11 protein-coding genes are annotated in these 13,515 nt (G+C 73.9%); 8 read left to right on the top strand and 3 right to left on the bottom strand.

Features of this window, described 5'->3' with window-relative positions; translation table 11 throughout:
* Positions 1-78 precede the first annotated feature (78 nt).
* A complete protein-coding gene (locus tag Asi03nite_RS20835) occupies positions 79-1,110 on the top strand; it encodes a pectinesterase family protein (protein ID WP_203682092.1) in 1,032 nt (343 codons plus the stop codon).
* A 5-nt stretch (positions 1,111-1,115) separates the two neighbouring features.
* Here Asi03nite_RS20835 and Asi03nite_RS20830 read toward each other — a convergent pair whose 3' ends face one another.
* Positions 1,116-2,300, bottom strand: coding sequence for an MFS transporter (locus Asi03nite_RS20830; protein ID WP_203682091.1), 1,185 nt, complete (start codon positions 2,298-2,300; stop codon positions 1,116-1,118).
* A gap of 193 nt (positions 2,301-2,493) precedes the next feature.
* On the opposite strand from Asi03nite_RS20830, the gene Asi03nite_RS20825 reads away from it, so the two are divergent.
* The 6 genes from Asi03nite_RS20825 (at position 2,494) to Asi03nite_RS20800 (ending at position 9,942) form a co-directional block, all read left to right on the top strand.
* Positions 2,494-3,924, top strand: a complete 1,431-nt coding sequence (locus tag Asi03nite_RS20825; RefSeq protein ID WP_203682090.1) for a type III PLP-dependent enzyme domain-containing protein — start codon at positions 2,494-2,496, stop codon at positions 3,922-3,924.
* A 49-nt stretch (positions 3,925-3,973) separates the two neighbouring features.
* Positions 3,974-5,290 carry a pyridoxal-phosphate dependent enzyme gene (locus Asi03nite_RS20820; RefSeq protein ID WP_203682089.1) on the top strand — a complete coding sequence of 439 codons (1,317 nt, stop codon included), beginning with the start codon at positions 3,974-3,976 and terminating at the stop codon, positions 5,288-5,290.
* Positions 5,277-6,458, top strand: coding sequence for an aminotransferase class V-fold PLP-dependent enzyme (locus tag Asi03nite_RS20815; protein ID WP_203682088.1), 1,182 nt, complete (start codon positions 5,277-5,279; stop codon positions 6,456-6,458). Before Asi03nite_RS20820 ends, Asi03nite_RS20815 begins: the two co-directional genes overlap by 14 nt.
* A gap of 165 nt (positions 6,459-6,623) precedes the next feature.
* Positions 6,624-7,373 (top strand): class I SAM-dependent methyltransferase, encoded by a 750-nt coding sequence (locus tag Asi03nite_RS20810; RefSeq protein WP_239102815.1) that lies wholly within the window; start codon positions 6,624-6,626, stop codon positions 7,371-7,373.
* 82 nt (positions 7,374-7,455) lie between these two features.
* The gene (locus tag Asi03nite_RS20805) at positions 7,456-7,854 is read left to right on the top strand and encodes a hypothetical protein (protein ID WP_203682087.1); all 399 of its coding nucleotides are present in this window, start codon (positions 7,456-7,458) and stop codon (positions 7,852-7,854) included.
* 69 nt (positions 7,855-7,923) lie between these two features.
* The gene (locus Asi03nite_RS20800) at positions 7,924-9,942 is read left to right on the top strand and encodes a S9 family peptidase (RefSeq protein ID WP_203682086.1); all 2,019 of its coding nucleotides are present in this window, start codon (positions 7,924-7,926) and stop codon (positions 9,940-9,942) included.
* A 70-nt stretch (positions 9,943-10,012) separates the two neighbouring features.
* Here the strand turns inward: Asi03nite_RS20800 and Asi03nite_RS20795 are convergent, their stop codons facing one another.
* Positions 10,013-10,774 (bottom strand): GGDEF domain-containing protein, encoded by a 762-nt coding sequence (locus tag Asi03nite_RS20795; protein WP_203682085.1) that lies wholly within the window; start codon positions 10,772-10,774, stop codon positions 10,013-10,015.
* A 40-nt stretch (positions 10,775-10,814) separates the two neighbouring features.
* Complete coding sequence (locus Asi03nite_RS20790; protein ID WP_239102814.1) at positions 10,815-12,566, bottom strand: serine/threonine-protein kinase; 1,752 nt, start codon at positions 12,564-12,566, stop codon at positions 10,815-10,817.
* A 307-nt stretch (positions 12,567-12,873) separates the two neighbouring features.
* On the opposite strand from Asi03nite_RS20790, the gene Asi03nite_RS20785 reads away from it, so the two are divergent.
* On the top strand, positions 12,874-13,464 hold the full coding sequence (locus Asi03nite_RS20785) for an LGFP repeat-containing protein (RefSeq protein WP_203682084.1): 591 nt from the start codon (positions 12,874-12,876) through the stop codon (positions 13,462-13,464).
* The last annotated feature ends 51 nt before the right edge of the window (positions 13,465-13,515 follow it).

Below are 13,515 nucleotides of genomic sequence, written 5' to 3'. Positions count from 1 at the left end.
TCATTGACGGCGTTGGATCGAGTCGCCTAACGTGCCGGTAGGAAAGCCCTTTCCTCCAGCTCGGGCCAGGAGGCCATGATGCGCCGACGAACCTTCCTCGAACTCAGCGCCGGTGCCGCCGCGGCGGCCGCCGCCTGGCCGGCCCCGGCCGGTGCGTCCACCCGGAAGCGCCCGGACCTGATCGTCGAGCCGGGCGCCGCGATCCAGGCCGCCGTCGACGCGGCGCCCCCGGGCGCGATCAGTCCGTACGTCATCGGCATCCGCCCTGGCACCTACCTCGGCCAGGTGATCGTGCCGGCCGAGAAGACCCACCTGGAGTTCCGCGGCCTCGGCCGCGCCCCGGGCGACGTGGTGATCGCCGACGACCGGGCCAACGGCACCCTCAAGCCGGACGGCACGCCGTGGGGCACCTCGGGCAGCGCCTCGGTCACCCTCGGCGGGGCGGACTTCCGCGCGCGCGATCTCACCTTCGCCAACGTGTTCGACGAGGCCGCGCATCCGGAGATCGCCAACCGGCAGGCGGTCGCCGTGCTGACCCGCGCCGACCGGCTGGTCTTCGATCGTGTCCGGTTCCTGGGCAACCAGGACACCCTGTACGTGAACAGCACCGCGGCCGGGGTGATCGCCCGTGCGTACTTCCGCGACTGCTACGTCGAGGGCGACGTCGACTTCATTTTCGGCCGCGCCACTGCCGTCTTCGATCAGTGCCGCATCCACTCGCTGGACCGTGGCGGCACCCCGAACGGGTACGTGACGGCGCCCAGCACGGACGTCACCAACCCGCACGGCCTGCTGTTCAGCCGCTGCCGGTTCACCTCGGACGCCGCGCCCGCCAGTGTGTACCTGGGCCGTCCTTGGCACCCCGGCAACGACCCGGCCGCCGCCGGCCGGACGATCGTCCGGGAGTCCTGGATCGGCGCCCACATCGGCGCGACCGCGTGGAGCGACTTCGGGACCTGGCCGTGGCGGGACGCCCGGTTCGCGGAGTACCGCAACTACGGCCCGGGCGCGGCGCGCGGCGACGACCGTCCGCAGTTGACCCGGTCCGGGGCGGCCGCGAACGAGATCACGGACTTCCTGGGGGACTGGCGTCCGCGCCGCGGCGGCTGACCGGCTCAGGAGCTTGCCGTACCCGCGTGGGCCGGGGCCCGCCCGGCCCGTTCGCCGGCCCGGGTGACCGGACGGTAGAGCAGGCCGCCCACCACGAAGAACGCCGCCAGCACCAGCCAGCCCCCGGCGTGCAGCCCCAGCACGCACGCGGTGACCAGGGGCGGCGCGACCATGTCGCCCAGCCCCCGGCCGGCGAAGTAGGTGCCCTGGTACTGCCCCTGCGCCCACGGCGGGGCCAGCTCGAACAGGATGCCCCAGCTCCCGGTGGACAACCACAGCTCGCCGAGCACGTGGACCACGGCGGCCACCATGATCAGCGTGCCCGCCGCCCAGGATGGACGGCCGGCGGCCGCCGCGAGGATCCCGCAGGACGCCGCGACCAGCGCGACACCGCGCAGGGCGGCCCGGTCGGCGGCGGGCAGGCCGTCCACTCCGCGGGCCATCCGGACCTGGAGCAGCACGCACCCCGCCGTGTTGATCACCAGGGTCGCCGAGATCAACCACAGCGGAGCGTGCGCTCCGGCGGCCAGCCACAGCGGCAGGCCGATGGCGAACAGGGCGTTGTAGGTACTGGTGATCAGGCCGTCCAGGGCGGCGAAGGCCAGGAACGGGCGGTCGCGCAGAGCCACCAGGCGCGGCCCGCCGGCCGGGGTGGCCTGCGGCGGGACCGCCGGGACCCGGGTGAGCAGCGCGGCGGCGACGAGGAAGGACGCGGCGTTCACCAGCACGATCACCACGTACGCCAGGTCGGTGTGCAGCAGCAGCGGGACGCTGCCGCCGAGTGTGCCGAGCCCCATCCCGGCGTTCGTCACGGTCCGCATCTTGGCGCGCATGGTCAGGCGGCCCTCGGCCGCGAGGGCGCCGTTCGCGCCCTTGACCAGTGCCGTGGCCACCGCGATCAGGCAGGAGAGCAGAGCGAACTGGACCGCGGTGTGGACCGCGAGCAGTCCGGTGTAGGCCCCGGCCAGCACGATCAGCGACAGTATGGACAGTCGCTTCGGCCCGTACCGGTCGGCGACGTATCCGAGCGGTGTCATCGACAGCACGCCGGCGGCCGCGCCGGCGCTGAGCCCGGCGGCGATCTCGGCGGGGTCGAGCCCGGCGACAGTGGTCAGGAACAGCACGCTGGTGGTCACGTAGGCGCCGTTGCCGAACGCGTTTACCAGGGTGGCGAGGAGCAGTGCACGCATGTCGTCATCTAACAAGACGTACGTACGGTTTGCAAGCTGCCGCCCGCGTGCGAGGAAATGAATGAATCAGGAAATGCTCATACGAACGAATCTTGGACAGAACAGTTGACGCATTTTTCACTCTTTCCCCGGCTGGCGACGAAACGCGGTGTCGGATACGTTGAAAAAACGCCGGTGAAATCGGGAGACGCAGATGCTCGGCCTGACGCCCAGAATCGACCCGACCATTCAATCCCTGCTGGACGACCGCGACTACCTGGCCGAACTGCTCGACGCGCTGGGTTCTCCACTGGCCCTGGTCCTGCCGCAACGGGCGACCGAAAACGTCGCCGCCTTCCGTGCGACGTTCCGCCGTCATCACCTGTCCGGCCGGGTCCACTTCGCGCACAAGGCGAACCGTTCGAGCGCGCTGCTGCGCGAGCTGGCGGCCGGCGAGGCAGGTGTCGACGTGGCCTCGCTCGGCGAGCTGCAGCACGCGCTGAGCGCCGGCTTCACCGCGGACCGGATCGTCGCCACCGGCCCGAAGAACCGCGAGTTCCTCTGGCTGGCGGCCCGCACCGGGGTGACGGTCAGCGCCGACTCCGCCGACGAGCTCGCCGAGCTGGCCGGCATCGTGAGCGCCCACCGCCTGCCGCGGGTCCCGGTCACCCTGCGGCTGTCCGGTTTCGCCTCGTCCGGGGTGCGCCAGCTGACCCGGCGCAGCCGCTTCGGCACCCCGGCCGGGGAACTGGCCGGCCTGCTCGACCTGCTGGCCGGGCGCGCCGATCAGGTGCACCTGACCGGGGTGGCGTACCACCTGGACACCACCGCGCTGCCGGAGAAGGCGGTGGCGATGGAGAACTGCCTGGCCGCGCTGGACGAGTGCCGGGCACGCGGGCTGCGGCCGCGCTCGCTGGACATCGGCGGCGGCTTCGGCGTGAACTACCTGGCCGACGGCGCCGAGTGGGAGCGCTGGACGACCGAGCTGGGGCAGGCCGTGCTGGGCCGGCGGCCGCCGCTGACCTGGGACGGGCACGGGTACGGGCTGCGCGCCGAGGGCGGCACCCTGCGCGGCAGTCTCGCGCTGTATCCGGCGTACCGGCCGGTGACCGGGCCGGCCTATCTGGACCAGTTGCTCGGCACGCCCGCCCCGCAGCTCGGACGGCCGCTCGGCGAGCTGCTGCTGGACCACATGTACGACCTGGACGTCGAACCCGGCCGCGCCCTGCTCGACCAGTGCGGCCTGGTGCTGGCCCGCGTCCTCGCGGTGTCCGGCGACCGGGTACGGCTGGACGTCAACGCCCGCGACGTCAGCCTGGAGGAGCACGGCGTGCTGATGGACCCGGTGATCGTGCCGCGGCCCGGGGACCGCCGGACCGGCCCGGCCGGCTTCTACCTGCTCGGCAACCTCTGCCTGGAGACCGACCTGATCACCCGCCGCAAGGTGTGCCTGCCGGTCGAGCCCCGCCCCGGCGACCTGCTCGCCTTCGTCAACACCGCCGGGTACCACATGGACTTCAACGCCACGCACGCCATGCACCAGCCGGTCGCCCGCAAGGTCGCGGTCTACCGGTCCGGTGGCGCCCGCCGGTGGTGCCTCGACGAGCAGTACTGGCCGGTCCACTCCGGGCAGGACACGCCGTGAGAAGCACCCCGGCGCCGAGCGCCGCGCGAGACACCCGGCAGGAGGCCTGATGAGACACGACGACATCACCGAGGCGATCGGCAACACCCCGCTGGTCCGCATCGACCCGGCAGTGCACGGCCTGGCGAACATCGACCTGTACGCGAAGCTGGAGCTGCTCAACCCGTTCGGCTCGGTCAAGGACCGCGCCGCCTGGCACATGGCCCGCCCGCTGCTGGAACGCGCCGCTCCCGGGGACACCGTGGTCGAGCTGTCCAGTGGCAACACCGCCAAGGCCCTCGCGCTGCTCGCCGGCATGCACGGCCTGCCGTTCAAGAGCGTCACCAACCGGATGAAGGTCCCCGAGATCAAGGAGCTGCTGCTCCTGCTCGGCGCGGAGATCGACGAGCTGCCCGGCGGGTCGGAGTGCCTCGACCCGGCCGACACCGACGACCCGCTCACCCGGATGCACCGGCAGCTGGCCGCCGAGGGCGGCGGCTACCTGCACACCGACCAGTACTTCAACCAGCGCAATGTGGACGCCCACGTGCACGGCACCGGGCCGGAGATCGTCAAGGACCTGGGCGGGCGCGCGCCGGACTACTTCGTGGCCTGCGTCGGCACGGCCGGCTCGTCCACCGGCGTGGCCCGGGTGCTGCGCCAGCACAACCCGGACGTCGAGGTGATCGGGCTGGTCGCGGCGAAGAGCGACTTCATCCCGGGCATCCGGACCATCGACGAGGTGCACGAGGTGGGCCTCTTCGACCCGGGTGTCTACGACGCCCTGGAGACGGTCACCGCGGACCAGGCGATCGACGGACTCCTCACGCTGGTCCGCCGGTGCGGCATCCTGACCGGCCCGACCGGCGGCGGCGCGTTCGCGGGCGCGCTCCGCCACCTGCGTGCCGTCGACGCGTCGCTGACCGGCCGCCGCAGCGCCGTCTTCATCGTCTGCGACCGGCTGGAGAGCTACCTGTCGTACGTCCGGGACCGGCGTCCCGAGTTGTTCGGCCGGCCACCCCGGCGCAACTCCGTCCGGACGCTCACCGAGGCCGAGCTCGGCGCCGCGCCGGTGCTCGGCATCGCGGCCGCCCAGCGGCACGTCCTGGACGCCGGCGGGCTCGTCGTCGACCTGCGCAACCCGTACGCCTATCAGGCCCTGCACATCGCCGGCTCGATCAACATCGCCGACGAGGTCTTCGCCGAGCTGCTGCACGCCGGCCTCCCGGTCAGCCGCGGCCGCCCGCTGCTGCTGGTCTGCCCGGTCGGCGAGAAGTCCGCGCGCTACGCCGCTCTGCTGCGCCGGATGGGCCACCCGGACGTGCACTCGCTGGCCGGCGGGATCATCGCCTGGCGCGACGCCGGAGCCGAGCTTGTCCGCGACTGATCTCACCGCGTGGCAGCGTGACCTGCGCGCCCAGTTCCCGATCGTGGTCGGCGACCCCGGCGTCGCGTACCTGGACAGCGCCGCCACCGCCCAGAAGCCGCAACCCGTCCTGGACGCCGTCCTGGACTATCTGACCACCGAGAACGCGAACGCCGCCCGGGGCACGTACCCGTGGGCGAACCGCACCACCGCCCGGGTCGAGGGGGCCCGCGACCGCCTGCGCGCGTTCCTCGGCGACCCGGAGCCGGACCGTTCCGGCGTCCACTTCGTCAGCGGCGCCACCGAGGGCCTGCGCGCGGTAGCCCGCGACTGGCTCGCCCCGCGGCTGCGCGACGGCGACGAGATCGTCGTGCCGTACGCCGACCACAGCGCGAACATCGTCCCGTGGCAGGAGGCCGCGGCCCTGGCCCGGTCCCGCGGCGCCCGGGTCACGCTGGTCCCGATGCCCTACGACGCGGCCCACGACTACGACACGGCCCGGCTCGCCGCCCTGGTCACCCCGCGGACCCGGATGATCGCCGCCACCCACGTGCACCACGTCTACGGCAACGACATGCACGTCCCGCGCCTGCGCGTGGCCGCCGGCGCGGACGTGCCGATCTGCCTGGACGCCGCGCAGAGCATCGGCCACCTGCCGGTCTCGGTCGCCGAGCTGGACGCCGACTTCCTGGTCTTCTCCGGGCACAAGGCGATGGCGCTGCCCGGCACCGGCGCGCTCTGGTCCCGCAACCGCCGCGGCCCGGCGTACGCCCCGGCCGGCTGGCCGGGCACGCCGAACACCGCGGGCATCGTCAGCCTGACCGCCGCGCTGGACTGGCTGGACGCGGCCGGCCTGGACCGGATCGCCAGCTGGACCCGGGACCTCGGCGCGCGGCTGACCGCCGGGCTGGCCGGGCTGGCCGCCTACGAGGTGCTCGGCTGCCAGACGAGCCTGGCCGCGGACTCGGCGGTCCAGCGCCGGCAGGGGATCGTGACGTTCCGGCACCGCTCGATCGGCTCCAACGACCTCGGTTTCATCCTGGCCGCCGACGGCTTCCTGGTCCGGTCCGACGGGCACTGCCAGGGTGAGCAGGGGGAGCGGACCTCGTCGGTACGGGTCAGCCTGCACGTCCACAACACGGTCGACGAGGTGGACCGCCTGCTGGCGCGCCTCGCGGCGCTCTGCTGAAGCGGGCCGGCGGCGCGCGCCGCGGACGGGAAACGCCCGGACCGCGCCGGTGTGCGGGGTGTGCTGCCCGGTTCCTGCCGGTGTGCGGGGTGTGCGGCCCGGCCGCAACCCGACTCTGCTAGAAACGGTTGTCATTTCCGTGAAGCGAACGCAGCCGGAGCCGTCATGACGCCGATCGCCCTCGACCCCGCCCGCGTCGCCGGCTGGCGCAGCACCTGGGACGCCATGATGGCCGGCTTCGTCCCCGGCATGAGCGGGCTGGAACGCGCCCTCACCACCGCCGTCGAGGCGTCGCGCAACGGTCCGCCGGCCCGGGTGCTCGACCTCGGCGGCGGTCCCGGCCTGCTCGCCGAGCGGCTGGCCGCCCGCTGGCCGGACGCCGCGGTCACCCTCGTCGACCTCGACCCGGTGCTGCTCCAACTGGCCCGCGCCGGGCTGCCCCGCGACGTCGGGGTGGTCCGCGCCGACCTCACCTCGGCCGGCTGGCCGGCCCGTACCGGCGCCGGATACGACCTGATCACCGCGGTGATGACGGTGCACTACCTGGCCCCGCAGGCGATCCGGGCGCTGTACGCGGCGGCCCGCGACGCCCTCGCGCCCGGTGGCCTGCTGGTGGTCGCCGACCTGATGCCCGACGACGGCCTGCCCGGTCTGATGCGCGCGCTCGACCCGGCGCCCGGCGAGGCGGCCGCGGAACTGGCCTGGGCGCAGTGGTGGAGCGAGCTCGCCGCCGTACCGGAGATCGGGCTGCTGCTCGAAGCCCGCGCCGAGATCTTCCGCGAACGCCCACCGGCCGGTTTCACCGCCCGCCTGGGCTGGCACGCGGCCGCCGCGCGGACCGCCGGCTTCGCCGAGGCGGGCGCGCTGTGGCGCGAGGGCCGGCACGCCGCCCTGGCCGCCCGCCGCCCCTCTTAGCCGGGCCTTAACGCTCGGACAGCGTGCCGATAGCCGGCCTCCAGCGATCGTTCAGGAGTCCGATCGACATGGAGGTTCCGCAATGCACAAGGTTCGTACCGCCGTCGTCCTGGCCACCGGCGCGCTGACCGTTCTCGGTCTCGCCGGGACCGCGTTGGCGGCCGACGGGGGTTTCTCCGCCTCGGCTTCGCCTTCGGCGTCCGCTTCTCCGTCGTACGAGGTGAGCGCCCCGGCCGCGACCGCGTCGCCTCGGGCGTCACGCGGCGCCGACGACCACGGCCGGCACGCCGAGCCGGGCGACGACAAGGGTGGTCTGCGCACCCGGCGCGCCGAGCCGGGCGACGACAAGGGTGGTCTGCGCACCCGGCACGCCGAGGCGGGCGACGACCACGGCCGCCGCGGCCGCGACGACCAGGGCGGCGGGCACAAGGGCGGCGACGACCACGGCCGCCGGGGCGGTGGCCACGGCTCCGACGACTGATCGCCCCGCGGCGGCCACCTGGTGACGAGGTGGCCGCCGCGCACCCCGGTACGGTGATAGAAAGACGTGGTGATCGTCGATGCCCACACCCCCTTCGCCGACCTTGACGCCTACGTCGCCCTGCCCCGCGTCGCCGGCCTACGCCTCTCGCCGGACGGCCGCCGCCTCGTCGTCGGAGTGGGTACCCCGGACCGCAAGCAGAACCGCTACACCACAGCCCTCTGGGAGGTCGACCCGGACGGGTCCCGCCCAGCCCGGCGGCTGACCCGCAGCGACCAGGGCGAGACCGCGGCCGCCTTCACCCCGGACGGCGACCTGCTGTTCACCTCGGCCCGCCCGGACCCGTCCGGCGACCCGGCCGAGGAGCCCGCCACCGCGCTCTGGCTGCTCCCGGCCGGCGGCGGCGACGCCCAGGTGATCGCGTCCCCGCCCGGCGGCGTGCGCGGCGTCGTGGTCGCCGCCGACGGCACTGTCGTGCTGGGCTCCACGAGAATGCCCTCGGCCACCGGCGAGGCCGCGGACAGGGAGCTGCGCACCCGGCGCAAGGACGCCGGAGTCTCCGCGGTCCTGTACGAGGAGTATCCGATCCGCTACTGGGACCACGCGTTCGGCCCGGAGCGCACCCGCCTGCTCACCGCCGACCGGCCGGGAGCCGAGCTGAGGGACCTCACCGGCCACGTGGGCAACGCCTTCCAGGACGAGGCGAGCTGGGACCTGGCGCCGGACGGCCGTACCGTGATCGCGGTCTGGGACGTCGCCGAGGCGGCCGCCTCCCGCCGGTCCACTCTCGTCGCGATCGACGTGGCCGGCGGCGAGCGCCGCACCCTGGCCGACGACGCCGCCCACGAGTACGGGTCCCCGCGGATCTCGCCGGACGGCACCCAGGTCGCCGTGATCGTCTACCGCCGGTCCAGCGCCGAGGACCCCGGCGACCGGCGGCTGGCCGTGGTGCCGCTGGCAGGCGGCCCGGTCCGGATCCTCACCGGGCACTGGGACCGCTGGCCGAACGCCGTCCGGTGGACCCCGGACGGCGCCTCGCTGATCGTGGGCGCCGACGACCGCGGCCGCGCCCCGCTCTGGTGGGTGGACGCCGAAACCGGCCGGACCACCCGGCTGACCGGCGACGACGGCGCGTACACGGACTTCGAGGTGGCGCCGGACGGGGGCGCCGTCTACGCGCTGCGCTCGGCCGTCGGCGCCCCGCCCGCCCCGGTCCGGATCTCGCTGGACGGCTCGCCGGAGGTGAACTTCCTGCCCGGTCCCGCCGAGGCGCCGGCGGTGCCCGGACGGGTCACCGAGGTGACCACCACGGCCGGCGACGGCACCCCGTTGCGCGCTTGGCTGGCGCTGCCCGCGGGGGCCGGGCCGGACGCGCCCGCGCCGCTGCTGGTGTGGATCCACGGTGGCCCGCTGGGCTCGTGGAACGGCTGGTCCTGGCGCTGGAACCCGTGGCTCGCGGTGGCCCGCGGCTACGCCGTGCTGCTGCCCGATCCGGCGCTGTCCACCGGCTACGGGCACGAGTTCATCCGGCGTGGCTGGGGCAGGTGGGGCGAGGCGCCGTACACCGATCTGATGTCCCTGACCGACGCGGCCGAGCAGCGCGCCGACCTCGACGCGCGGCGGACCGTGGCGATGGGCGGCAGCTTCGGCGGGTACATGGCCAACTGGATCGCCGGGCACACCGACCGGTTCGCGGCGATCGTCTCGCACGCCTCGCTGTGGGCGCTCGACCAGATGTGGGCGACCACCGACGTGGCCTACTACTGGGCGCGGGAGATGACCGAGCAGGCGGCGTACGACAACTCGCCGCACCGTTTCGCCGCCCGGATCACCACCCCGATGCTGGTCATCCACGGCGACAAGGACTACCGCGTGCCGATCGGCGAGAGCCTGCGGTTGTGGTGGGACCTGCTGTCCCGGTCCACCGCGCGGGACGGGTCCACCCCGCACAAGTTCCTGTTCTTCCCGAACGAGAACCACTGGATCCTCACCCCGGGCCACGCCAAGGTCTGGTACGAGACGGTCCTGGCGTTCCTCGCCCACCACGTCCACGACGAGCCCTGGCGGCGTCCGGAACTGCTCGGCTAGCAACGCCCCGGACAGGCCGGGCGGCGGAAGGCCGTCTCCGCCGGGATCGACCGGATCCGAGCGCGGCCGGTCAGTGGGAGGGCAGGGCCGGGCGCCGGTCGCCGATCCTGGCGCCGGGCACCGGGGCCTGCGCCAGGCCCGCCTCGTAGAGCGCGGCGTGCGTCCGGGACCGTTTCGCCGAGCGCATCGCGATCCCGGCCCGCTCGAACAGCTCGGCCGGGGTCGTCGCGTGCACCGGGTAGACCGCGCCGCCGATCGCGGCGTTGACCCGGACCTGGAATCCGTCCAGGTCGGCGGGGCCTTGCACCGCGCCGAGCAGACGGCGGGCCGTCTCCAGGCAGGCCGGCGCCGAGCCGACCTGGGGGAGCAGCACCGCGAACTCGCCGTCGCCGATCCGCGCGACCAGGTCGGTGTCGCGCACCGCGGCGGAGAGCCGGGCCGCCACCGATCCCAGCAGCAGGTCGCCGATGCCCCGGCCGAGCGTGTCGGTGACGTCGGCGAGGTCGTCCAGGCCCAGGATCACCAGGCCGGCCGGCTCCTGGTCGGCGTCGGCCACCGGCAGGGTGCGTTCCACCCGGGCCAGCAGGGCCGCGCGGCTGGCCAGGCCGGTCAGCGCATCGTGCGCCGGCTCGGCCTCGCCGGGACGCTCCGGCGGCAGGAGCAGGTGGGCGCAGAGGGCCACCAGCAGCAGGTCGGCGCCGAGCACCCCGCCGATCGCCCACGGGTTGGTCACTTCGAGCACCGCGAGGCCGGCCAGCGTGCACACGCCGAGCAGGAGAGCGAGCACCACGGCCCGCGCCATCGCCTTCCCTCGTACCTCTGTGCCGGTCATGCCGCCTTGATCGGCGCGCGCCCGCCGGCGTTGAGGGAAATTACTCGCAGTGCTCGAAATCCTCGCTCTCGAACGCCAGCGTGCCGACCGAGCCGCCCCACTTCACGCAGGCGCCGGTCGCCTTGACGGGGCCGGCGTAGTACTGGACCGGGCCGCCCTGGGTCTTGCGCGCCGAGCCCTGCGCCTCCACGTACGCCGCGGCCTCGCCCTTGCCGGCCAGCCCGGCGGTGCGCAACGTCACCACGCAGCTCGACTGGTCGGACTGGCGGTAGAGCAGGTAGATCCGGCCCTTCACGACGCCCGCGTCGGACTTGAGGTTGATCTGGTCGACCACCTCGTAGTCGTTGCCGCCGCACACCTGGCGCGGGGAGTACTTGTTGGTCTCCTCGGTCTCCTCCGGGGCCGGCGCGTCCGGGTCCACCTCGTCCGGCTGGTCCGCGCCGGTCTCGTCCGGCTCCGGGTCCTTCGGCTCCGCGGGGCGGGTGGTCCTCTGGACGCCGGGCTTGGTGTTCTTGTGGGTCGGGGAGGCCTTGGCGGACGCCGACTGCTGGATGCCCTCGGCCGCCGCGGCCGGGTCTTCGGAGTGGTCCGGCTTGACGGCCTGCTGGATGCCCAGGCCGAGCAGGATCAGCCCGGCCGCGCTGGCGGCGATCGCCAGGCCGCGCTTCCTGGCCGGCTTGTCCGCGGGCTGCTCGGGCGCGGAGTCGAGGAACGAGCCGGACGCGGAGAACCGGTCGGACACGGGGTGGGCGCCGGACGCCGGGTACCCGCCGGACGCCGGGAAACGGTCGGTGGAGGGGTAGGCGCCGGAGGCCGGGTGGGAACCGGAGACCGGGTGCGGTCCGGAACCGTAGGAACCGGTCGGGGGTACGGACGCGGACGCCGGGCGGGGCGGCGGCGCCTGCCGGACCGTCTGCGGGGCGGCCCAGGTGCCGCCCGTCGCCTGCTGCGGCGGCCCGGACGGCGCTCGCAGGGCGTTGCGGGCCGCGTCGGCCAGCGCGGCCCCGCTCGGGAACCGCTGCGCCGGATCCTTGGCCAGCGCCCGCAGCACCACCGAGGCGACCGGCCGCGGCACGTCCGGCGGCAGCACCGGCGGCTGGCCGTGCACCAGCTGGGCGAGCACCGCCAGGGGGCTGTCCCCGACATACGGCGTCCGGCCGGTCAGGCAGGTGTAGGCCACCGCGCCCAGCGCGTACACGTCGGTGGCGGCGGTGACCGGCTGGCCCTCGGCCTGCTCCGGCGCCATGTAGTGTGCCGAGCCCATCACCACGTTGGTGCTGGTGATGCCGGTGACCCCGACCGACCGGGCGATCCCGAAGTCGACGAGCACCAGCGCGCCGCCCGGCCGGACCAGCAGGTTGCCCGGCTTCACGTCCCGGTGGATGATGCCGGACTGGTGCGCCGCGTGCAGCGCGTCGGCCATCCCGGCCACGATGGACATGGTCTCGGCCGGGCTGAGCCGCCCGGCCCGCTCGATCTTCTTCGACAGCGAGGCGCCCTCGATGAACTCCATCACCAGGTAGTCGAAGCGCTCGCCGTCCACGACCGCGTTCTCGCCGTAGTCGTAGACCTGGACGATGCCGGGATGCCGCAGCTGGGCCATCATCCGGGCCTCGGAGCGGAACCGGGTGATGAACTCCCGGTCGTTCATCAGGGCCGGCAGCAGCACCTTGACCGCGATCTCCCGCTGCAGGAGGAGGTCACCGCCGCGCCACACCTCGCCCATCCCGCCGGCCGCGATCCGTTGGGTGAGCTGGTAGCGGCCGTTGAGCACGATTCCGGGGACAAGCACCGGGCCATGTTAGTCGGCCCGATCAAAATCCGGTGCAGCCGTACGACCATCGGCCCCGGCCGCGGCGCGCGGGCCCGGCCCGTCCCGGCGGCGGCGTGACCGGCCCTGCCGGGGCCGGGAGTCGTCTGCGGGTCCGGCTCGTCCGGGCGCCTTGCCGGGACCGGGAGTCGTCTGCGGGTCCGGCTCGTCCGGGCGGTGGCGCGACCGGCTGATGTTGTGGGGAAAGGTCTACCATCGCAAATCCGAAATGGTACGACTAAACGTACTTGACGGACGACCTCTCGGGATAGCCATGAAACTCAGAGCATTGACAGCGATCACTCTCGCTCTTGCTGCCGCAACGGTGTGCGCAGTTCCGGCGGCCCAGGCCGAGGAGCGCGACTCCTCGGACAAGATCGCGAACTTCTGCCGGATCCGGGTGCACGGCGGGATCCTGGCGAAGTACATGATGTTCGGCTCGGACAAGGGCCGGCTCGGCTGCCCGCTGGGCATCGAGCGGGTCGCGGCCGGCGGCGGCCGGATGCAGCAGTTCGACGGCGGCACCATCTACTGGCTGCGAGCCACCGGCGCGTTCCTGGTCACCGGGGTGATCCGGGACCGCTGGCAGCAGCACGGCGGCGAGGGCGGCTGCCTCGGTTACCCGGTCGGCGAGCAGTACGCCGGCGAACACGGCCCGATCCAGCGTTTCCAGTACGGCTGGGTCGGCGCGGACAGCGCCAGCTGTCGATCCCGGCTCGGCCCGGCATGCGAGGCCGGGACGCCCGGCTGTCAGCCGCGGCTCTCGGCGACGCGGAAGGCCGGGAAGCCCGGCGCCGCGGCGTCGATGTCGGCCCGCGGCGAGTCCGCCTCCAGCCCGTCGAGGAACGCGTCGGTCGTCCAGGCCCACTTGCGCGGGTAGAGCCGGATCAGCTCGGGTTTGTCGGCGTCGGCGATCTCCACCGGCACGAAA

This window comes from Actinoplanes siamensis (assembly GCF_016862395.1).
GTDB classification, from domain to species: Bacteria; Actinomycetota; Actinomycetes; order Mycobacteriales; family Micromonosporaceae; genus Actinoplanes; species Actinoplanes siamensis.
The sequence above is the reverse complement of the archived record's forward strand: the minus strand, read 5'-3'. Positions and strand labels throughout refer to the sequence as shown.